General features: G+C 68.4%; 21 protein-coding genes. 5 read left to right on the plus strand and 16 right to left on the minus strand.

The annotated features are described in order from the left end of the window. Positions 1-126: 126 nt before the first annotated feature. Together ACWDNU_RS33475 and ACWDNU_RS33480 are read left to right on the plus strand one after the other, a co-directional pair. Positions 127-621: a gluconokinase gene (locus ACWDNU_RS33475; protein WP_370940202.1), complete on the plus strand. Its 495-nt coding sequence runs from the start codon at positions 127-129 to the stop codon at positions 619-621. Continuing rightward, entirely contained in the window at positions 618-1,985 is a 1,368-nt protein-coding gene (locus ACWDNU_RS33480; protein WP_370940203.1) for a GntT/GntP/DsdX family permease, read from the plus strand. The genes ACWDNU_RS33475 and ACWDNU_RS33480 overlap by 4 nt, the downstream gene beginning before the upstream one ends. Before the next feature lie 77 nt (positions 1,986-2,062). Here the strand turns inward: ACWDNU_RS33480 and ACWDNU_RS33485 are convergent, their stop codons facing one another. Both ACWDNU_RS33485 and ACWDNU_RS33490 read right to left on the minus strand, forming a co-directional pair. Continuing rightward, positions 2,063-2,539 (minus strand): hypothetical protein, encoded by a 477-nt coding sequence (locus ACWDNU_RS33485; protein WP_370940204.1) that lies wholly within the window; start codon positions 2,537-2,539, stop codon positions 2,063-2,065. 26 nt (positions 2,540-2,565) lie between these two features. Further along, on the minus strand, positions 2,566-3,039 hold the full coding sequence (locus ACWDNU_RS33490) for a peptidase inhibitor family I36 protein (RefSeq protein ID WP_370940205.1): 474 nt from the start codon (positions 3,037-3,039) through the stop codon (positions 2,566-2,568). Positions 3,040-3,120: 81 nt separating this feature from the next. Between ACWDNU_RS33490 and ACWDNU_RS33495 the strand changes: the two genes are divergently transcribed. Both ACWDNU_RS33495 and ACWDNU_RS33500 read left to right on the plus strand, forming a co-directional pair. After that, a complete protein-coding gene (locus ACWDNU_RS33495) occupies positions 3,121-3,462 on the plus strand; it encodes an ArsR/SmtB family transcription factor (protein ID WP_370940206.1) in 342 nt (113 codons plus the stop codon). Then, complete coding sequence (locus ACWDNU_RS33500; protein ID WP_449671812.1) at positions 3,459-3,968, plus strand: SRPBCC domain-containing protein; 510 nt, start codon at positions 3,459-3,461, stop codon at positions 3,966-3,968. The genes ACWDNU_RS33495 and ACWDNU_RS33500 overlap by 4 nt, the downstream gene beginning before the upstream one ends. A gap of 41 nt (positions 3,969-4,009) precedes the next feature. Here ACWDNU_RS33500 and ACWDNU_RS33505 read toward each other — a convergent pair whose 3' ends face one another. From ACWDNU_RS33505 to ACWDNU_RS33560, 12 genes are all read right to left on the minus strand, one after another. After that, complete coding sequence (locus ACWDNU_RS33505; RefSeq protein ID WP_449671813.1) at positions 4,010-4,990, minus strand: N-acetylglucosamine kinase; 981 nt, start codon at positions 4,988-4,990, stop codon at positions 4,010-4,012. Next, positions 4,987-6,252, minus strand: coding sequence for a 6-phospho-beta-glucosidase (locus ACWDNU_RS33510; protein WP_449671814.1), 1,266 nt, complete (start codon positions 6,250-6,252; stop codon positions 4,987-4,989). Before ACWDNU_RS33510 ends, ACWDNU_RS33505 begins: the two co-directional genes overlap by 4 nt. Then, positions 6,249-7,139 (minus strand): carbohydrate ABC transporter permease, encoded by an 891-nt coding sequence (locus ACWDNU_RS33515; protein ID WP_370940210.1) that lies wholly within the window; start codon positions 7,137-7,139, stop codon positions 6,249-6,251. Before ACWDNU_RS33515 ends, ACWDNU_RS33510 begins: the two co-directional genes overlap by 4 nt. After that, positions 7,136-8,125, minus strand: a complete 990-nt coding sequence (locus ACWDNU_RS33520; protein WP_449671815.1) for a carbohydrate ABC transporter permease — start codon at positions 8,123-8,125, stop codon at positions 7,136-7,138. Before ACWDNU_RS33520 ends, ACWDNU_RS33515 begins: the two co-directional genes overlap by 4 nt. Continuing rightward, complete coding sequence (locus ACWDNU_RS33525; protein WP_449671816.1) at positions 8,122-9,498, minus strand: extracellular solute-binding protein; 1,377 nt, start codon at positions 9,496-9,498, stop codon at positions 8,122-8,124. Before ACWDNU_RS33525 ends, ACWDNU_RS33520 begins: the two co-directional genes overlap by 4 nt. Positions 9,499-9,523: 25 nt before the next feature. Further along, a complete protein-coding gene (locus tag ACWDNU_RS33530) occupies positions 9,524-10,753 on the minus strand; it encodes an ROK family transcriptional regulator (protein WP_449671817.1) in 1,230 nt (409 codons plus the stop codon). A gap of 499 nt (positions 10,754-11,252) precedes the next feature. Then, positions 11,253-12,260: an NAD(+) diphosphatase gene (gene nudC / locus ACWDNU_RS33535; protein WP_370940214.1), complete on the minus strand. Its 1,008-nt coding sequence runs from the start codon at positions 12,258-12,260 to the stop codon at positions 11,253-11,255. Next, the gene (locus ACWDNU_RS33540) at positions 12,260-13,651 is read right to left on the minus strand and encodes a M16 family metallopeptidase (RefSeq protein ID WP_449671818.1); all 1,392 of its coding nucleotides are present in this window, start codon (positions 13,649-13,651) and stop codon (positions 12,260-12,262) included. The genes nudC and ACWDNU_RS33540 overlap by 1 nt, the downstream gene beginning before the upstream one ends. Continuing rightward, entirely contained in the window at positions 13,648-14,940 is a 1,293-nt protein-coding gene (locus ACWDNU_RS33545) for a M16 family metallopeptidase (protein ID WP_370940216.1), read from the minus strand. Before ACWDNU_RS33545 ends, ACWDNU_RS33540 begins: the two co-directional genes overlap by 4 nt. Before the next feature lie 9 nt (positions 14,941-14,949). Next, positions 14,950-16,458, minus strand: coding sequence for a DUF2207 family protein (locus ACWDNU_RS33550; RefSeq protein ID WP_449671819.1), 1,509 nt, complete (start codon positions 16,456-16,458; stop codon positions 14,950-14,952). Beyond that, positions 16,455-17,558: a hypothetical protein gene (locus ACWDNU_RS33555; RefSeq protein ID WP_449671820.1), complete on the minus strand. Its 1,104-nt coding sequence runs from the start codon at positions 17,556-17,558 to the stop codon at positions 16,455-16,457. Before ACWDNU_RS33555 ends, ACWDNU_RS33550 begins: the two co-directional genes overlap by 4 nt. 4 nt (positions 17,559-17,562) lie before the next feature. Then, positions 17,563-18,411 carry an RDD family protein gene (locus tag ACWDNU_RS33560; protein ID WP_370940219.1) on the minus strand — a complete coding sequence of 283 codons (849 nt, stop codon included), beginning with the start codon at positions 18,409-18,411 and terminating at the stop codon, positions 17,563-17,565. Positions 18,412-18,477: 66 nt separating this feature from the next. Here ACWDNU_RS33560 and ACWDNU_RS33565 point away from each other — a divergent pair, with 66 nt between their 5' ends. Further along, positions 18,478-19,482, plus strand: coding sequence for a stage II sporulation protein M (locus tag ACWDNU_RS33565; protein WP_449671821.1), 1,005 nt, complete (start codon positions 18,478-18,480; stop codon positions 19,480-19,482). On the opposite strand, the gene ACWDNU_RS33570 is transcribed toward ACWDNU_RS33565, so the two are convergent. Then, on the minus strand, positions 19,479-20,150 hold the full coding sequence (locus ACWDNU_RS33570; protein ID WP_449671822.1) for a hypothetical protein: 672 nt from the start codon (positions 20,148-20,150) through the stop codon (positions 19,479-19,481). The genes ACWDNU_RS33565 and ACWDNU_RS33570 overlap by 4 nt on opposite strands. A gap of 40 nt (positions 20,151-20,190) precedes the next feature. Next, the coding region (locus tag ACWDNU_RS33575) for a DUF58 domain-containing protein (RefSeq protein ID WP_449671823.1) at positions 20,191-21,461 on the minus strand (1,271 nt) is incomplete at its 5' end.

Consider the following 21,461-nt stretch of genomic DNA (forward strand, 5'->3'; position numbering starts at 1 on the left):
CTCCTCGTGCCGATCAGTCCCCACCGCGTTAACCTAGCGCTCTGATTCGATTAAGTACTACTTCTTCTTGATTAAGTAGTACTTTTGAGTTTGACTCTCCAGAGCACAAAGACGTGGGAGGTGCGGATGACGGTCATCGTGGTGATGGGCGTATCGGGCTCGGGCAAGACGACGGTCGGCACAGCGATCGCGGAGCAGCTCGGGACCGTGTATGCCGAAGCAGACACCTTCCACCCGCGGGCGAACATCGAAAAGATGACCGCCGGGCACCCGCTGAACGACGAGGACCGGGCGCCGTGGCTGGCGGCGATCGCGTCCTGGATCGGGAAGCACCACGAAAACGGCGCGGTCGTGAGTTCGTCCGCGCTGAAGCGGCGCTACCGCGACGTGCTCCGCGGCGGCGGGGACGTCTGGTTCCTGCACCTGCACGGTTCGCGCGACCTGCTCGCCGAGCGGATGAAGACCCGCACCGGCCACTTCATGCCGGTTTCGCTGCTCGATTCCCAGCTCGCCGACCTCGAACCGCTGGAAGCGGACGAGCCGGGAGCGACCCTCGACATCAGCCGCCCGCCCGCCGACCTCGTCGCGTCGGCGCTGAAAGCGTTCCAGGAGCGCGCATGACGACCCTCGCCGCCGGCTGGACCGGCCACGACACCCGCCTGATCCTCGCCACGGTGCTCGCCATCGCCGTGATCGTGGTGCTGATCAGCAAGGTGAAACTGCACCCGCTGCTCGCGCTTACGCTGGGCTCCGGCGTGCTCGGGCTGGTCGCCGGAATGCCGGTGGACAAGCTGTTGAAGAGCTTCACCAACGGCGTCGGCAGCACTGTCGCGTCCGTCGGCGTCTTGATCGCTTTCGGGGCCATGCTGGGCAAACTGCTCGCCGATTCCGGCGGCGCGGACCGGATCGTGGACACCGTGCTCGGCCGGGTCCGCGGCGGCGGGCTGCCGTGGGCGATGGCGCTGGTGGCCGCGCTGATCGGGCTGCCGATGTTCTTCGAGATCGGCCTCGTGATGCTGATCCCGGTGGTGCTGCTGGTCGCCAAGCGCAGCGGGAAACCGGTGCTGCTGCTGGGAATCCCGGCGCTGGCCGGGCTCTCGGTGCTGCACGGCCTGATCCCGCCGCACCCCGGCCCGCTGGCCGCCGCCGGTTCGCTGAACGCCAACGTCGGCCTCACCCTTGGCCTCGGCCTGCTGGTCGGCCTTCCGACGGTGATCATCGCCGGCCCGCTGTTCGGCCGCCTGGCCGCCAAGATGGTGCCCGACGCCGCGCCGCCCGCCCGGCTGGTCCCGGAATCCGAAGGCACCGACGAAAAGCACCGTCCGAGCTTCTTCGCGACGCTGTCCACGGTGCTGCTGCCGGTCGTCCTGATGCTGGCCAAGGCGCTCGCGGACATCTTGGCGGAGAAGGCGAACCCGGTCCGCCGGGTCCTCGACTTCATCGGCGACCCGCTCGTCGCACTGCTGCTGGCGGTTCTGGTCGGCATGGTCGTGCTGGGCCGTCCCGCACGGCTGAACCGCGAAAAGCTGTCGTCGATCATCGGCGATTCCCTCGGCCCGATCGCCGGGATCGTGCTGATCGTGGCCGCGGGCGGCGGGTTCAAGCAGACCCTCGTGGACGCCGGGGTCGGCGACGTGATCACCAGCCTTTCCAAGGGCGCGCACCTGTCGCCACTGCTGCTCGGCTGGCTGGTCGCGGTGGCGATCCGCCTGGCGACCGGTTCGGCAACGGTCGCGACGGTCTCCGCCGCGGGCATCGTGGCCCCGCTGGCCGCGACCCTCGACCCCACGCACAACGCGCTGCTCGTGCTCGCGATCGGTGCCGGGTCGCTCTTCTTCTCGCACCTGAACGACGCCGGGTTCTGGCTGGTCAAGGAGTACTTCGGGATGTCGGTCGGGCAGACGCTGAAGAGCTGGTCGGTGATGGAGACGGTGATCTCGGTGGTGGCGATCGCGTTGATTCTGCCGCTGGGCGCGTTGCTTTAGCGCTGGTTGATTCCCTTCACGGACGCGGCGGGGCTTCCGGTGGCGGAAGTCGCGCCGCGTCCGTTCGGCCCACCTCGCTAGCGGTCGAAATCACCGGTGGAGCCGATTGCCAACTGGGTGCCGGTGTGACTGCTGTACAGCTCACCGGTCGCGAGAAAGGTGTAGTGGCCGCTCACTCCGCTGAACTTGGGTGTCCAGCACACCCGCTGGAACGCACCCACGTTCCCGTTCCCGCCCGAGCTGTCGCAGTTGACTGAACCCGCCGGAACTGAGTCGCGTTCGCGGTACAGCGTCGCCTGCGCCCACTGGCTGGCCGTGAGCTTTTCCCGAAACCCGAGATAGCCCCAATAGTTGTACGAGTCATCGCGGCAGACCGCGACCGTGCCCACCAGATCTCCGCCGTAATACAGATCACCGCCGCGGACCACATGCCCGTACTCGTTGCCGAACTGGCACGTCTGCGCGATCGCCGAGGCTGAAGCCGAAGGCGCGACCGCTACCGCGGCCGAACACATCAGCCCGAGCACCGTCGCCATCTTCACCGCGTTCTTCATTTCTCGTCCTCCCCCTGATTCCTGCCTCAGGCGCACGATCTGAGCGAACTGATCACGTTGTCGAAGCTGTAGCGCGGACCAAGCGGGCCTTGCCACTCCACCGAAATTCGCAACGAACCGCCCGAGTAACCCGAGTCCCGGTAGACGCACCACACGCTCGTGGTGCGGTTCCACACATACGAGACCTGATCGTTGAAAACGTGCCCGTTGATGGGTTTCGCGAGATCGGACGAGCCGAGCTGGAACTTGGCGAAGTGCCCGGTCGCGTTCGGCTCCTCCCAAACGCAGAAATAGTCGTCGGGACAATCATGCAGGTCCGCCGCGCTGGCGTACGCCGCCGAAGGCAAGATCACCGCGGCAATGGCCGACACGACAATGAAAAGAATCCTCGTTCGACGCATATTTCCCCCATCTTCGCTGTCGCGACTCCCCCAGCTGGCCAGCAAACCAGAAGGTACCGCCCGCACGCCGCGATGTGACGCATCCAGGCCGAACGTCACCCGTACGGCCGTCGACGAGATTCGCGCGCCCCTCCGCCTTACTGGTTGACATGTGACCTTTTGGTCACCTATTCTCGGTGCGTGCCCGACGAGGACCTGGTTTTCAAGGCTCTGGCGGATCCGACCCGCCGGTTCCTGCTCGACCTGCTCTACGCGCGTGACGGCCGCACGCTCACCGAGCTGGAGTCCGAAGTGGACATGTCCCGGTTCGGGGTGATGAAACACCTCAAGCTGCTCGAAGAGGCCGAATTGGTCACCTCGCGCAAGGAGGGGCGGGAGAAGCGGCATTTCCTGAACCCGATCCCGATCCGGCAGATCCACGACCGCTGGATCGACAAGTACACCGCACACCACACCTCGGCGCTGCTGGACCTCAAAGCCCAGCTGGAAGCCGAGAATCCCCAGAAGGAGCCCGGAAAATGAGCGACACCACGACCGTGCAGGTCAACCGCGTCTACATCAAGTCCACCCCGCAGGCGGTGTGGGACGCCATCACGAAGCCGGAATGGACCCAGAAATACGGCTACACCGGCTTGGCCGAATACGACCTCAAGCGCGGCGGCAAGCACCGCACCAGGCCGACCCAGGAGTTCATCGACTCAGGGTTCACCAGCGATCTCCTCGACGGCGAAGTGCTGGAGGTCGATCCGCCGCGCAAGCTGGTGGTCACGTGGAAACTGCAGATGGACCCGAGCCTCGTCGCCGAGCCGTACACCACGGTCACCTACGACATCGAGCAAACGCAGACCGCGGGCACCCGGCTCACCGTCACCCACGACGTCACCGGCGCGCCGAACCACGCGGCTCTCGTGTCCGGCCAGCACGAGGACGTCAACGCCGGCCCGGGCGAGAACGCGGGCGGCGGCTGGGCGTGGATCCTGTCCGACCTGAAGTCGGTTCTGGAGACTGGCAAGGGCATCGCGGCCTGACGAGAGGGGTGGCTGCCTTGCTCGAGGCAGCCACCCCATTGTCACGCGCGCTGCGTCGCAGCCTTCAGCGCAGCCTTAGCCGACGCTGGTGCCCCGAGTTTGTCCAAACCGAACAGTGCGGCTCCGACCACCGGGTTCACCTCCACCACCCGCACTTGCGCTCGCGGTGCCACCTTCAGGCAGCGCCGTTCGATGTCCGCGATCACGGACTCGCCGACGCCGGTCAGCACGCCGCCGCCGAGGATGACCTCGGGAGCGGACGTAGTGAGGTCCAGGCGACGCATGATCGCCGCCACCAGCAGGCTTACTTCCTCGGCGAACCGCGTCACCACGTCCTGTGCGACCTCGTCGCCGGACGCGGCCACCTCGAACAGCAGCGGGCAGAGGCCGTGGATCTTCGCGGCGTCGATCTCCTCGAAGTGCAAGCCCTGCACCACATCCAGCAGCTTCGAAGCACCGAAGTACTCCGCCACCGCCGATTCCAACGCAGTCCGCGGGCCACGGCCGTCTTCCGCGCGGACGGCCCACCACAGGGCTTCCTCACCCAAGCGGTAGCCGCCGCCCCAGTCGCCGGATACCTTGCCCAGCGCGGGAAATCGGTACGAACGGCCGTCCGGGGCGAAGCCAGCGCCGTTGATTCCGGCACCGCACACTACTGCTACCCCGGTACCGTCGGAACTTCCGGCCCTGAGCAGCGCCAGCACGTCGTTGCCGACGTCCAAAGTGGAGCTCCAACCCCGCGCCGACAAGGCCTTGTGCAGCGCCTCTTCTTCCCGGGGGAAGTCGAGACCGGCCAGGTACGCCGAGGTGTGCACGGCGAACGGCGGCTCAGTCGAAAGCCCACCGGCACGAAGGGCCTCGTGGACGAATTCTTCCAATGCGGCAACGCATCCGTCGACGCCGACGCGCTGGGGAGAAACGCCGGGGCCGCGGGAAGCGCCGAGCACGACGCCGTCCCGCGAAACCACCAGCACTTCGGTCTTGCTGTTCCCCCCGTCGATCGCGACGACGGTGTCGCTCATGCCCGCGCCCAGGGCAGGAAATCCCGGTTGCGTGCGACGAGTTCGTCCGCGAGCTGGTCCGCCTTGGTGTACTGGCCGACCAGCGGGTGCGCGAGCAGAGCGTCCGCGACCCGGTCCCGGCCGCCCTTGATCGCGGCGTCCAAGGCCAGGTACTCGTACGCCGTGACCCCGGCGATCAGTCCGGCGAAGCGCGGGTCGACCGGAGCCTGCGGGATCGGGGTCGCGCCTGCGGAATCCACAGTGGACGAAACCTCGATCACCGCGTCGTCCGGCAGGAAGTTGAACGTGCCGTTGTTGCGGACGTTCACCACGTGCTCCTCGGCGCCGCCGCCGGAGGTGAGTGCGTGCACGAGCTGCACCGCCGCCTCCGAGTAGTACGCACCGCCGCGCTTCTCCAGCGACTCCGGCTTCGTGACCTGCTCCGGGTCGAGGTAGATCTTCAGCAGCTCTTCCTCGACATCGCTGACCACCTCGGCGCGCGGACGCTCGGTCTGCTGCTTCGCGACCTGCGCGTCGTGCGAGTAGTAGTACTTGAGGTAGTACGACGGAACGGCCTGCATCCGCTGCATCCACTCGACCGGCACGCTGACCTCTTCGCCGAGGTATTCCGCGTGCTGGGCAAGGAGTTCCGGCAGCCGGTCGACGCCGTCGACCAGGACGCCACGCTCCCAGCTCAGGTGATTCAGTCCAGTGTGGACCAGCTTGACGTCGCCGGTCGAGGCGCCGAGCAGCTTCGCGAACTTGCGCTGCAGGTTGATCGCGACGTTGCACAGGCCGACCGCCCGGTGGCCCTCCTGCAGCAGCGCGCGGGTGACGATGCCGACCGGGTTGGTGAAGTTGACGATCCAGGTGTCGTCGCCGGCGACCTTGCGCACGCGTTCGGCGATGTCCAGCACCACCGGAACCGTGCGCAGCGCCTTCGCCAGGCCGCCCGCACCGGTCGTTTCCTGGCCGACACAACCGCACAGGTGCGGGAACGTCTCGTCCGACGCACGGGCTTTCTGCCCGCCGACGCGCAGCTGGATGAGGACCGCCGACGCGCCGTCGACGCCCTCCTCCAGGTTCGCGGTGGTGCGCACGCGGGCTGAGTGTCCCGCGTGGTTCAGCAGCCGCTGGCTGAAATCGCCGACCGCTTCGACCCGGTAGGCGTCCGGGTCGATCAGCACGATCTCGTCGACGTCGAGCGAGGCCCGCCGCCCGGCGATGCCGTCGATCAGCTCCGGCGTGTAGGTGGACCCACCGCCGACCACTGCCAGTTTCATCCCTTGACTCCCGTGAACGTGATGCCCTTGACGAACGACTTCTGCGCGAACACGAACAGCACGATCACCGGCAGCATGATCAGCGCGGTGGCGGCCATCGTGAGGTTCCATTCGACGTGGTGCATGCCTCGGAAGGACGCGATCGCCAGTGAAAGCGGCCAGTTGTCTTTGTTCTCGCCCGTGTAGAGCAGCGGGCCGAAATAGTCGTTCCAGGTGAACAGGAAGCAGAACATCGCGGTGGCCGCGATCCCCGGCTTCGCCATCGGGATCAGCACCCGCGTGAGCACCCGGAACTCGTTGCAGCCGTCGATCTTCGCCGCTTCGAGGTAGTCCTTCGGAATGGTGAGAAAGAACTGCCGCAGCAGGAAGATCGAGAAGGCGTCGAAGAAGAAGTACGGCACGATGAGCGGCACCAGAGTGCCGGTGAACCCGAGCCGCACCCACAGGTCGTACAGCGGGACGACGGTGACCTGCGGCGGCAGCATCATCGCGACGACGACGAGCATGAAGCACAGGTTTTGCCCGCGCCACCGCAGTTTCGCCAGCCCGTACGCCGCCGGGATCGCCGAGACCAGCGCCCCGATCGTCGCCAGCGCCGAATACAGGAAGCTGTTGCCGAAGTACTCCAGCAACGGGGCCTTCCGGAACACCTCGACGAAGTTCTCGAAATGCCATTCGGTCGGCCACAGGCTCGACGTCATCGCCTGGTCGCTCTTCATCACCGAGGTGAGGAAGACGAACAGCAGCGGCAGCATGAAGATCAGGCCGAGCGCGATGCCGACCGCGTGCGTGGCCACAAAGGACAGTTTCTTGTCCCAGCGCCGCTTGAACTTCTCCCTCGGATGCACCGGAGGAGCCGGACGCGGCGGTGCCGAAAGCGTCGTCATACACCATCCTCCTGATGCTGAGTCTTACGCATCTGCCGAACCAGAATCCACGTGAAGCCCGCGGAAACCAGGAACAGCAAAACGGCCATCGCCGCCGCGTAACCCATGTTGAAATACCGGAAACCCTGCACGTACAACCAGATCGGATACGTCAGCGTCGAGTTTTCCGGCGCACCGATCAGTTTCGAGTTCCCCGCGACGTCCGCCGTGCCCGCCGAAGCAGACGCCGCGACGATCGCTTGAGTGAAGAACTGCAGCGCGTAGATCATCGAGTTGACCACGCCGAACAGCAGCACCGGCGAGATCGACGGCAGCGTCACGTGCCAGAACCGGCGCACCGGGCCTGCCCCGTCGAGTTCCGCCGCCTCGTACTGCTCCTGCGGAACGTCCAGCAACGCGGCCAGGATGATGATCATCAGCTCGCCCGAACCCCACAACGCGAGCAGGGTCAGCGCGGGCTTCGACATTTCCGGACTGTTGAACCACAATCCGCCGTCGATGCCCACGAGCCGCAGGAACCGGTTCACCGGGCCGAATTCCGGGTTGAACACGAAGACGAACGCGAGCGTCGCGGCCGCGGGCGGGGCGAGCGCGGGCAGATAGCAGAGCGTGCGGACGATGCCGACGCCCGACTTCAGCCGCGAAATCACCGACGCCACGCCGAGCGAGAACAGCACCCGGCACACGGTCAGGATGATCACCAGCCACAACGTGTTGTACGCGGCGGTTTTCACCAGCGGTTCGCTGGTGAACATGCGCACGTAGTTGTCGAACCCGATCCACTGTGGAGGGTTGATCAGGTCGTAGCGGGTGAACGAGTAGAACAGCGTCGCGCCGAGCGGGTAGGCGAAGAAGATGAGGAACCCGAGCGTCGCCGGTGCCATGAACCAGAACACCGTGCGCCTGCGCTTGGCCCGGGGAGACCCCCGCCGCGCCTGGTTCGACGCGGCAGGGGTTCCGGTTTCCGCTGTGGTCAGCGTGGTCATCCGCCGGCGCCCTTCTGCGCCAGCTCGTCGTTGATCTGCGCGTCGACCTTCTTGAGGCCCGCGTCCAGATCGGGAACCGACCCGGCCTGCCACTTCTCGGCGAAGTCGTTGACCGCCTTGAGGAACGCGTCGCCGATCGGCGTGGTCGGGTTGGCGACCAGCTTGCCGCTGTTGTAGATGTCGGTGAAGGTCTTGAACTGCGGCGGCATCTTCAGATTCGGCGAGTTCAGCGAATCCTTGGTGCTGGGCACGTTGTTCAGGCCATTCGCCATCTCGACAAGGGTGTCGGTGTCGAGCGAAGCCTGCTTGATCAGCTCCCACGCCGCGCCGGGGTTCTTCGCGCCCTTCGGGATCGCGATGATCGTGCCGGTGCCGAACCCGCCGCCGTACTGGCCGGCCAGGCTGTCGAGCACCGGAGCGGGCGCGGTGCCGTAGTCGAGCGAAGGCATCTGGGCCTTGAGGAACGCGGTGCGGAACTCGCCGTCGTAGATCATCGACAGCTTGCCGGCCTGGAACCCGTTGTCCTTCGAGTATTCGTCACCGAGACCGGCCTTGAACTTCTCGACCTTCTCGTGCCCGCCGTAGAAGTCGATGAGCTTCTTCTGGAATTCGAACATCTCCTTCCAGCCGGGGCTGGAAGCGAGCGACGACTTGCCGTCCGGGCCCAGGAACTTGGCCCCGAAGTTCGGCGCCCAGTACTGCGCCTGGTTGGCGTAGAACGGCATCGACGGCAGGAAGCCCGCGGTCTTGATCGAACCGTCCGCGTTGAACTCGGTGAGCTTCTTGACGTCCTCGAACAGTTCCGTGGTGTTCTTCGGCGGGCCCGCGATGCCCTTGGCCGCGAACTGCGTCTTGTTGTAGAAGAACCCGTACACGTCGGCGAGCATCGGCATCGCGCACCGCTTGCCCTGGTACGACGTGTAATCGCGGACCGCCTGCGGGATCTGCTCGAGATCGATCTTGTCCCGCTCGATGTAGGGCTTCAGGTCCTGGAAGCTGCCCGTCGAACACCACGCGCCGAGGTTGTCGGTGTAGAAGGAGATCGCCACGTCCGGCGGGTTGCCGCCGCGGATCGACTGGGTGAGCTTGTCGTCGTCCTGGTTCCCCTCGTGCTTGATGGTGATGTTGGGGAACTTCGCCTTGAGCTTGTCCAGCGCCTTCGTGACCACGCCGTACTCGCGGTCGGTGAACTTGCTGTAGACGGTGATGGTGAGCTTGTCGTCCTTGTTCGGCGGGGCCGCGGCGTCGCCGCCGCCTGCGGGCGCGGCGGCACCGCACGCGGCGGTGGCCAGCAGCGTGCTCGCCGCGACGGCGCTGAGCAGCAGAGACCCGCGCTTGCGCGCGATTCTCCGGATGCGGGTGGGAGCGGACATGAACCCTCCTGTCCTTCGGGTGGGTCTACTCGGTCGGGGACGGGGCTTGCTCTCCGGCGGACCGACGCGGCCCGAGGAGCGTGGGGGTGACGACGCCGAAGACGTCCTCACGGGCGGTGGCGAGCGCGGACTGCAGCGCACCGGCACGCACCGCGTTGCCCTGCACCGAAGCGACGCCGACGGGCGTGCGCGGCAGGACCAGTTCGTGCAGCTTCTCCGCGACGATCCCGGCGAACTCGTCGCCACCGGCGCGGCTGGTCTCGCCGCACAGCAGGATGAGCTCCGGGTCGGCGACCGCGACAAGGCTCGCGACGCCGCTGGCGACTCGGCGCGCGAGATCGTCCAGAAACCCTTGGTGCGCAGTGCGACGTGCCTCGGTGACGGCATCCCAACCGCTGTCCGCGGTGATGCCGTGCGCCTTGGCGAGCCGGGTGATCGCGGACGAGTCGACCAGGTTTCCGTACCGCGCACCGGCGGACGGCCAGCTGTCCCCAGTGTCCACAGTGGCCGGATCGGGAACGCGCATCCAGTCGATCTCGCCGCCGCCACCGGTCGCGCCGCGCAGCAGCCGCCGTCCGATCACGACCGCGCCGCCGACGCCTTCGGACAGCCAGACCAGCACGAAATCGTCGACGTCACGGGCGTTGCCGACGGTCATTTCCTCAACCGCGACAAGGTTTACGTCGTTCTCGATCTTGACCGTGACGCCGAGTTCGTCGCTCAGCCGCTTTGGCACGTCGAACCCGAGCCAGCCCGGGATGTGCGGGGCCGAGGACAGCAACCCGGTGCGCGGGTCGAAGGCGCCCTGCGCGCCGATGACCACATTGGCCAGATCGTCGAGCTGCATGCCCGCGGCTTTCGTGACCCGGCGCAACGCCTGTCCGAACGAGCCGACGACGTCCGCGCCCTCGGCCACCGGAAGCTGCACGCGGTACTCGGCGAGCACCGCCCCGGCGACGTCGGCGACCACGAAGTCGGCGACCCGCGGGGTGAGATCGACGGCCGCGACGTGCGCGAGCCCGCCGTTGACCGCCCACAGCTGAGCGCGCGGCCCGCGTCCGCCACCGGCCCGCTCCCCCGCCTTGCCGACGAGATTGTCCTGCTCAAGCCGGGTGAGCAACTGCGCGGTGGCCGGTTTGGACAACCCGATGGCGGCCTCGAGCTCGCCCCGCGTGAGCGGCCCGTTCCGCAGCAACGCCTCGATCGCCGCGCGGTCGTTCATCTCGCGCAACGTTCGCGGACTGCCGGCTCGCACCTGGCTGCTCCTTTATTAGGAAACTTTACAGACGGTTTTCCGGGACTGTAGTGAGCGCGGCCACACGCCGTCAATGGGCTAGGGAAACGGCGGGGTAACGGCTTGATACCGCGGGATGTCAGGGACCGGCACAGGGTGACGGGGTGAGCGCGGACCGTGCGCGGTCCAGACCAGCGGAGAGGGGTGGTCCGTATCGGATGAACCGAACGGGGGTGCGCGGACGGCGGTGGCTCGATGGAGCCAGCTACGCGGCCGGGCGGGAGACGATCAACCTGCGCCGCGGTAGCCGAAGGCACGCGCGGAAGCCGCCCGATCCGGACCAGCGGGAGCGGCGACCGGCCGTCTCGCCGAATCGGTCAAGCTGTCGACGCCGCCGGAAGATCCACAATGGACCGGCGCGCGGAGATCTCGAGGAGGCACGAATCAGCGCGGATTCGGCTCGGCAAGCAAACTTTCCAGGATCAGGTGCGGGCCCACGAGCCGGGCCCGCACCAATCCGTCACTCCTCAGCTTCCGCCCAAGCCTTCAACATCACTCGGGCGATCGACGAATTCCCCGGCAGCAACAAATTCGACGCGCCACCAGCGATCGGCGTCGGCACCCCTGTCCCGGCGTTCCGGAACGCAGTCCGAACGTCCTCCCGGGACACCCACAGCGCTTCCTCGATCTCGCCCTCAGCCGGAACCAGCGGTGCCTCGCGGTCCGCTCGTGCGGTGAAGCCCAGCATGATCGAGCGCGGGAACGGCCACGGCTGGCTGCCGAGATACCGCACGTCGCCCACCTCGATCCCGGCCTCCTCGCGGATTTCGCGGACGACGCAGCCCTCCAGGGACTCCCCCGCTTCCACGAATCCGGCGAGCACCGAGTACCGGTCCGGCGGCCACATCGGCTGGCGCGCGAGCAGCACGTGCGAGCCGTTGACTCCGTCGAGGTCGTGCACCAGGCAGATCACCGCCGGGTCGGTGCGCGGGTATTCCTCGTGTCCCTTGGCTTCGCAGCGGCTGGCCCAGCCGAACTGGGTCAGCTGCGTCGGCGAGCCGTCGCGGGTGCAGAAGCGTGACTGCCGCCGCCAGTGCCGCAGTGCCTGCGCGGTGGTGAACAGCCCGGCCGACGTGTCGTCCAGCTGCTCGCCGTATCCGCGCAGCTCGACCCACAGCTCGCCGTTGGCGCGCGGCACTTCTTCGATGACGCCCCAGCTGCCCGCGAGCCGCACGCTGTCGACGTCGCCTTCGATGCTGCCGGGCAGCGACCAGTAGTCGACGTCTTCCCACTCGCCGAGGAACACCGCGTCGGCGGGCGGTTCGGTGCCGAAATTCATCGCCTTGCGGGTGGCCAGCGCGGAGCCGCCCTCGACGACCGGCGTGCGGCCGGTGTCGTCGAGCAGCACCACGCGGGCTTCCGACCACTTCGCGGCGAGCCGCTCCGGGTTGGTGCGCAAGGTTTCCTGACGGTCCACTGTGGAACGCGACAGCGTCGGCAGTGCCCCCAGTTCGAACGGAACGCTCATCAGTCCTTCTCGTTTGCCGAAACTCCGAGCGCGGCCAGCTTCGGCGCGAGCAGGTCCGCGTCCCCGACCACGACGCCGGTGAACCGGCCGGGCGCGAAGAACTCCGCCGCCGCTTCGGCGACCTGCTCCTCGGTGACCGCCGCGAGCCGCTCCGGGTGGCTCTGCAGCCACTCGATGCCGAGGCCGTTCGACGCCAGCGCCATCAGCTGCCCGGCGAGCCCGCCTTGGGACGACGTGCCGGTGACGAGCGAGCCCATCGCGTACTGCCGCACCGATTCGACCTCTTCGGCGGTCGGCGCCACGGTGCCGAGCCGGAACAGCTCGTACCGGGTTTCCAGGTACGCCGCCGCGGTGACCTCGTTGGCCGTGTCCGCGTCCACATTGACCACCGCGCTGTCGCCGGTGAACTCGAAGCCCGAGTGCGCGCCGTAGGTGTAACCCTTGTCCTCGCGGATGTTCTCGACCAGCCGCGAAGAGAAGTACCCGCCGAACGCCAGGTTCGCCAGCTGCAGCGCCGGGTACCGCGGGTCGGTGCGCGGCACCGTCTGCGCGGACAACCGGATCTGCGACTGCACGGCGCCGGCGCGCGGAACCAGCAGGACGTTGCCGCCGGTCAGCGCGGGCAGCGGCGGCAGCACCACGGCCGAACGGTCCGACTTCCAGCCGCCGAGCGCACGCTCCAACTCGGCCGGAACCTCTTGCGGGTCAAGGTCTCCGACCAGCACGAGCACCGCGCCGCGCGGCAGCACCGAAGCGTTGTGCAGCGCGCGCACCTGCTCGGCGGTCACCTCGGCGACATCCTCGGCCTGCGGGACCTCGCGGGTCGCCGGATGGTCGCCGTACCGGTGCTTCTGCAGTGCTTCGCGCGCGATGGTGCGCGGCTGCGTGCGCGACACCGCGATGCGCTCGATCAGCCGCTCCCGCTCGCGCGCGACCTCCGTCTCGCCGTACGTGGCACCAGTGAGCACGTCGCCGAGCACGTCCAGCAGCGTCGGCAGGCCGTCGGACAGCGCGGTGCCGCCGAAGTACAACCGCTCCGGGTCCACGCCCGCGTTGAGGTCGCCGCCGATCAGCGCGACCTCGGCGTCGATCTCCACCCGGTCGCGCCGCGCCGTGCCGGTGAGCACGGTTTCCGCGAGCACCTCCGCGGTGGCCGCGTGCATCCGGTCCTCGCCCGCGAACGGGATCCACAGCCGCAGTTCGACCATCGGGACGCTCGCCTTGCGCACCGCGAGCACGCGCAGCCCGTTGGAGAGCGTGGTGTCCACATGGGACAGATCGGCGGCGGCGCGCTGGTGGCCCAGCTCGGGCAGCGGGCGCGGTCCGGCGGCGGTACGGCCGATCTCCTCGGCGCTGCGGTGTGCTGCTTTGACCTGTTCAGCCGAGGTCACTGTTCCGTCCCTTCGGTGCTTGCGGGATTCACGACGAGCACGGCGCGCGCGTCCGGGCGCAGCGCCTTCGCCGCCGCGGACACAGCCTCGCCGGAGACCGCGGACAGGCGGTCGGCGAGCTGGTAGACCAGCGACGCGTCGCCGTAAAGCAGTTCGAACGCGCCGAGCGCCAGCGTGCGCGACACGAGCCGGTCGTGCTCCGCGTGCAGGCTCGCCGCCCAGCGCGCGGTGACCTTCTTCAGTTCCTGATCGTCCGGCGGCGTGGACGCGAGCTTCTCGAGCTCCTCGTCCAACGCGGCCAGCACGCGCTCGCGCGGCACCTCCGGCGGGTGGATCGCGGTGATGGTGAACGTGTCCGGATCGCGCGCCTCGAACGGGCCGAACAGCCCGGCGCCCGCACCGATGTCGACCACCAGCGGCTCGACGTGCACCAGCCGCTGCTGCAGCCGCGAACCGTCACCGTCGGTGAGCACTCCCGCCAGCACCAGGTACGCGAGGTAGCCGTCGAGGTCATTGATCGGGTCGGGCATCCGGTAGCCCACGGCCAGCGCGGGCAGCGGCGCGTGCGCGTCGGTGTGTTCGCCGAGCAGCTGCGTCGTCGGCAGCGGTTCGGCGAACGACGGACGGACCGGAGCGGGCCGGTGCGGGACGTCGCCGAAATGCTTCTGGACGAGCGCCTTCGCCTCCTCCACCTCGAAGTCGCCCGCGACGGTCAGCACCGCGTTGGCCGGCGAGTAGAAGGTGTCGAAGAAGGCGGCGCAGTCGTCCAGCGTCGCGCCTTCGAGGTCTTCGAAGGCGCCGTAGCCGTCGTGCGCGTTGGCGAAGGTGGAGTACAACACCGGCGGCAACAGGATCCACGGGAATCCGCCGTACGGCCGGTTGCGCACGTTCAGCCGGATTTCCTCCTTGACGACCTCGATCTGGTTCGCCAGGTTCTCCGCGGTCAGCTTCGGCGCGCGCATCCGGTCGGCCTCGAGGAACAGCGCGCGTTCCAGCGCGGCCGCGGGCAGCACCTCGTAGTAGTCGGTGTAGTCCGGGTGCGTGGAACCGTTGAAAGTGCCGCCGCTGGACTGCACGTGCCGGAAGTGCGCCAGTTTCTCCAGGCTTTCGCTGCCTTGGAACATCAGGTGCTCGAAGAGGTGCGCGAAACCGGTCAACCCCTCCGGCTCGGAACGGAAGCCCACGTCGTAGTGCACGCTGACCCCGACCACCGGCGCGGTCGGGTCAGGAGCGAGCACCACGCGCAGACCGTTGTCGATCGTGAAACGGAAGAGCTCGGGATCGGCCATGCCTCCACCCTACGCAGGCGCGGGCGTCTTGGGCTCGTCCGGTCGGAGGTGCCTCGCGCCCTCGAACGCGACGGTCAGTGCGGCCACGAATCCCCTGGTCCGCCCCAACGGCACAGTGTCCTCGCCCGAGGCGCCGTACCAGTACGCCGACAGCGAACAAGCGTTAACTAGCCAAGCGTCTGCTTCACCCAGCGCGTACGCGTACGGGAGGGCGCGAGAGACGAGCAGTTCGTCGTCTGGTGCTTCCATCGTGCACAGCTGTGCATTGAGGCCGAGAAGGCGGTCTCGGAGGTCTAGGCCAGGCTTCGTCCGCTCCGGCAGGAGGCGGGCGGCGGCCGTCACGGCGAGGCCGGTAGCGAGAAGCACCAACCCGAGTTGTGCGTAACCGACGGTGAAGGCCAGCAGGACGGTGAGGAAGACGCCGTACCCACATAGCCGCGGACCGATCTTCGACAGTCGCTTCGGGTAGCGCCAGCCGCGACGGACAGTGTCCGCTTTTAGCTCGCGTACGCCTGCTTCGCGTACTTCGGCGAGCGTCGCGGCTTCGCCGGGCACAGCGGCTTCGTACACCGCGCGCTCGAAGGCGGTTAGGTGTTCGTCGGGCGGGTTGCGGCGTACGAGGACCCAGTTGCGTGGACCGTCTTCGGTGACCCATAGGTAGTTACGGACGCATAGGTCGAGCACTGTCGCGGCTAGGTCGACGGAACTGACACGGCCGGTGAGTAGCAGTCCTACGTGTCCAGGGAGCACACCGTCCGGCGACGAGAAGCGGCCGTTGTCGAGGAGCGGTACGGGGGTGGCGTGGCCTGGCTGCTGGTCGCGTCGGCGGCGTACGAAGACTGTGACGGCACCGGCGATCGACAGTACGGCGAAGGCCAGCCATGCCCACCACACCGGCGCGGTCGCGGCGAAGGGGCCGGTGGGGATGAGGTGCTCTGTCGCGGCGACAGTGCCGCCAGGGAGTTCGGCGGTCAGCTCTACGCGCGAGCCGGGCTGGAGGTTCGGTACCGAGACGCGGGTCAGGCCGGAGTGGTCGATTTGCGCGGCACCGCAGCGGGACGTCGAGTCGGGCGGACCGGCGAGGCAGTTGAGCGCATCCGGGATGGCGGGCGCGGCGAAGGTCGCGCGGACCAGTTCGAGACGGGTGTCCCAGCCTCCGGCGACATCCCAGGTGACGTGCTCGACGCCGAGGCTCGTGCCGACCGCACCGTCCACTGTGTACCGGAGGACGGACGTTCCGCCGCGTAAGTAGAAGGTCACCTGGTCGTTGCCGGTTTCGGCGTTGCCCGCGCCTTCGATGCTGATGTCGCGGATGCCGAGCACGCGGGCGTTGGCGCGCAACGGGATCGTGCGGGTCATCGAGGTGTCGCGCGGTACTGAGACTGCTTCGGTGACGGACAGGCTGCCGTCATGCTGCACCTTCAGCGCTACTTCGACACTCTGCGGCAGGCCTGGCAGCGACGGCTGGTCGGGTGTCGCGCAGAGGAACGGGATCAACAGCAGAGCGGCGAGTTTCATTGCGCGGACACCGCCGAGCGTCGTTCGGCCATTGCCTGGATCGCGTCGATTTCAGTCGCCAGCGGGGATTCGGCCCGCCTCGCAGGACTCCCCGACGCGCGGCCACGCCGGGTGTGAACCAGCGGAGCGGCCAGGAAGGTGGCGATTCCAGCGATCAGGAGCGCGACGCCGATCAGCGCCTCGCCGACGGTGAGGGCGAGGACTACGGTCGTCACGATGCCCGCGGCGGCCAGGATGAGCCCGGCTCGGCGGACGTGCGGTTGCCTCGCGGACAGCCAGCAATGGCGATGCGTTTCGGCGTCGAGAAGGGCGCATAGTTCCGCCTGATCCGGCCGTGCGGCAGCGAGCGGGCCAGGCGGAAAGGCTGTCTTGACCGCTTGTTCGAACGGCGTGAGCGGATCGGCTTCGCCATGACTGACCTGACCGTCTGCGATGTGCAGATGCCCGCGGGCGACGAGATCGAGGACCGTGCCGGTGAGGTCGAGTTCACCGCGCAGCCTGGTGCGGAGACGCACCACGCTGGCACCGATGAGCAGGTAGAGCACCAACGCAAGACCGCTGAGGACAGAAGGAAACCCCGGCGCGAAGGCGGCCAACGGTCCAGTGGGGACAAACCGGGCGTTCTCCGGCAACGGTCCGGTTTGGACCGCCAGATCGATCCGATCCCCTTGGCGCAGACCGTTCTGTTCGGCATGCGCTCCCCCGCTCCGGAGTTCGGAGAAAGTGCACTGCCGAGCCGATCCCGGCTGACCGGCGTAGCAATCCGCGGCGGACACTCCCGGCGCGCTGAAGGCGGCAGTGACCCGGTCGACCGCACGATCCCAGCCCCCGGTGAGCTGAAACCGGACCTGCCCGGCGGCGACCGCACCGTCCACTGTGTACGAAACGGTGGCAGGCCCGGTGACCGTGATCGTCGTGCCATCAGCGCTGGCGGCACCGGAAAGATGCAGGTCAGTGACCGAGTAAAGCCGGTCCTCGTCGTCGGTGACGGGTACGCGCTCGGCGATGCGGTGGACGGCGGGGGCGTCGGTGACGATGCGCTCGATGACCGTGAGCTGACCGTCCTGGGCAGTGGTGACGGTGACGTCGTCGGCGAGCATGTCCTCAGCTCGGCGGGGTGAAAGGGTTGTCGGACTGCGGCGGCGCCGGAGGTTGGACCGGCGGCGGCGCGTAGGCGGGCGGACTGTACTGCATCGGCGCGAGCCGGGCGTGGTCGCGGTTGCGGCGTTCGGCGAGCACCGCGGTGAGGAAGACCCACGGCGGCATCCCGTGCGGCAGCGGCACCCCGATCGCCGCCGAAACCTGCTGTGCCAGGCCGAAGCCGAGCGACGCGGCCGCTTCCGGGCGCAGTTCGTGGTAGCGGCCGAGGTACTGGCGGGAGGCCATGGCGAGGTCGTCGGTGAGCCCGCTGAGGTCGAAGTGCGCGGCCCAGGCTTCCAGGCCGGGCGGCACCACGAGGATCGCCTGCGCGGACTGCGGCACGCGTTCGCGGATCACCAGCGTGCCCGCGAGGTAGTCGCCGACGCGGCGGCCGTTCGACGACGTCAGCGACACGATCACGGCCACCGCGCCGAGGAAGCCGAGCGCCCAGAAATCGACGAAGAAGCCGGCGAGCGCGCGGGTCAGCGCGTGCCGGAAGCTGATCGGGCCGCCGTCGAGGCGCACCACACGCAGGCCGAGCGCGAGCTTGCCGAGCGAACGGCCGCGGCTGAGCGTTTCGAACAGCACCGGGTAGCCGATCACGACCAGCACGAACGTGGTCAGCATCAGCGCGATGGTGAGCGCCGAGTCGAACGACCCCGCGGTCAGCATCAGCGCGACGAGCACCAGCAGCAGCAACGCGGCCTGGACGAGGACGTCGAGCAGCATCGCGACCGCGCGGCTGGCGAGCTTCGCCACCCGCAGGTCGAGGACGACGGCCTCACCGGTGACGAGATCGGACTCTTCCTGCACGAGGCCAGCGTAGAGCGCCGACGCGGGGGCCGGTGCCACTATCCTGGCGGACGAGGGAGGTGGCCGGTGGACGTCGATGTGTTCGTCGCGGCGCACAGTGCCGAATGGAGCAGGCTCGGCGAGCTCGCCGGACGGCGCAGGCTGACCGGCCAGGAGGCGGACGAGCTGGTCACGCTGTATCAACGCGCCGCGACGCATCTGTCGATGATCCGCTCGACCGCGCCCGATCCGGCCCTGCTGGCGAGGCTGTCGGCCCTGGTCGCCCGAGGCCGTTCGGCGGTGGCCGGCTCGCACAGCCCGGCGTGGCGCGAGGTCGGCCTGTTCTTCACGCGGCGGTTTCCGGCCGCGGTGTACCTGAGCCGCCGCTGGTGGATCCCGGCGGCGCTGCTGTCAGTCGCGGTGATGGCGGTGCTGGGCGTGTGGATCGCCGGGGACCCGGACGTGCGCGCGTCGCTGGTGTCGCCGGACGAGGTGCACGCGATGACCGCACCGGGCGGCCAGTACGAGACGTACTACTCGACCGGACCGGCGGCGTCCTTCGCGGCGAAGGTCTGGACGAACAATGCGTGGGTGGCGGCGACGTGCCTGTTCCTGGGCGTCGCGCTGGGCCTGCCGGTGATCGCCGCGCTGTGGATGAACTCGCTGAACGCCGGGGTCGCGATCGGCCTGATGTCGTCTGCCGGACGCGGCGATGTCCTGCTGGGCCTGCTGCTGCCGCACGGCCTGCTGGAACTGACGGCGGTGTTCATCGCGGCCGGGACCGGACTGAAGCTCGGCTGGACCGTGGTGGACCCGGGACGTCGCTCGCGAAGCGCGGCGCTGGCCGAGCAGGGCCGCTCGGTGGTGGTGATGGCGCTGGGGCTGGCGTGCGTGCTGCTGGTGTCCGGCGTGATCGAGGCATTCGTGACGCCGTCCGGCTGGCCGACGTGGCTGCGGATCGGGATCGGGGCGGTGGTGGAGCTGCTGTTCCTGACGTACGTGTTCACGCTGGGGCGGCGAGCTGCGCTGGACGGTGAGACTGGGGATGTCGACCGGCGGGCCGCTGGAGACGCCCTGCCCGAGGCTGGCTAGCGGCCAGTCGCGCGGGGGTCGTCGGGCGGGATCAGCTCGGCGGCTTGGACGTCGTTGAGGTTCTCGACGGAATCCAGGAGATCGTCGGGGACCGGGTGTCGGGCGACGAAGGCCATCGCCTGTTCTTTCGTTGCCGAGTCTGCGGATTCGGAAGCCAACTGGCCGACCAGCGTGCTGCTTTCGCGCATCACGCGAAGCGCCAACTCGTGGCGTCGCGTTTGGAGGTCTACTTCCGCTCTGGCCAGCTCGAGCCGATGCTGCTGCCAAGCCATGACCATCTTGAGCAGCTGCTGCAACGCAATGAGCGCGGCACCGCCGTAAGCGACCGGAGACGACGCCCGAGCCACCTCGGCAAGCACCACCTGCCACGGGCTGGCCATGGACATCCGCGCCACCCGCAAGTCCGCTGCCCAGCCCTCCTCGCTCAACGGCACCGCACCGCGCCACAGCGCATCACGACGCGGTGCCCGATCCTGCCGGTAATAGAGGTACCGCTCGGCGTTCGGCATGCTCGGCAACGCCACCAGCATCCGGGCCTGCCTGGTCAGCGCACGCAACGCGACCGTGTTGCGTTCCACCGCTTCCAAAGCGGGCCGGGCCCCGAGGTCGATCGCGACGAACAGCAGCTCAGCGCCGGTGCGAGCCCCGGAGTCAGCCTCGATAGTCACTCGCCTCATCCTGCCGCACCCAGTCGCCGCCGGGTACCGCTTACAACCGACCGGCCGCCTTCAACGCCAAATACCGGTCCGCAAGGGCAGGCGGCAACTCCTCCGGCACCGCATCCACTACCCCGACCCCATGCCGGGTCAGCCAAGCCACCGACGACTCCCGGCCGGCCAATGCCCTCTCCGCCGCGGCAGCGTCATAAACCGCCTCCGCCGACCCCCGCGAGGCGGCCATCTCCGCCACCCTCGGGTCCGCCACCGAAGCCACCAGCACCTCATGCCGGGCCGTCAACGACCCCAGCACCGGGAACAAGCCCTCTTCCAACGGCGCTGGCTCCAGCCCCGTCAGCAACACCACCAAAGCCCGCCGCCGAGTCCGCCGCAGCACCTCCGCCACCATGCCCCGAGCGTCCGTCTCCACCAGTGACGGTTCGATCGTGGCAAGGGCATTCACCAATGACGGAGTAGAAGCATTCGGAACCGAAGCCTGCACCCGACGGTCGTAAGCCACCAAATCAACCCGGTCCCCGGCCCGGGAAGCCAAAGCGGCCAGCAAAAGCGCCGCATCCATCGCCGCGTCCAATCGCGGTGCGTCGCCGACCCGTCCGGCCGAGACGCGGCCGGTGTCCAGCACCAAAACGACCTGCCGGTCGCGTTCCGGACGCCACGTCCGCACCATCACGTCCGAAGCGCGGGCCGTCGCGCGCCAGTCGATCGAGCGGACGTCGTCGCCGATCACGTACTCGCGCAGGGAGTCGAATTCCGTTCCCTGGCCCCGGATCAGCACCGCATTGCGACCGTCCAGCTGCTGCAACCGAGCCAGTCGCGAAGGCAGATGCTTGCGGCTGTGGAACGGCGGCAGCACCCGAACCGACCACGGGACCTCGTGCGAACCCTGCCGCGCGGCCAAGCCCAGCGGGCCTACCGCGCGCACCGTCACCCGGGCCGCGACGCGGTCGCCGCGGCGGGTCGGGAGCAGCGCGGTCGTCAGCGCACGCCGCTCGCCGGAAGGAACGACGAGAGCGTGCCGGTCGTCGGCACCGGCGCTCGGCGGCCAGGCATCCCGCAGCGAGCCCCGGACGGTGCGCCCGCCGGGGTTCGTCACGGTCAGCGTGACCTCGGCGGGCTCCCCCAGCCGGACGGAAGTGGTGCCACTGCGCGAAAACCGCAGCGCACGCACACTCCCGGCCAGCACGAGATCCACGACGACCAGCACCAGCAGCACCGCGACCACGATCGCGACGCCGGTGCCGGACGGGAACAGCAGCCCGACCACCAGCGCCCCCAGGAGCGCCAGCAGCCCGAGCCGCCCGG

Source organism: Amycolatopsis sp. NPDC003676 (assembly GCF_053587275.1).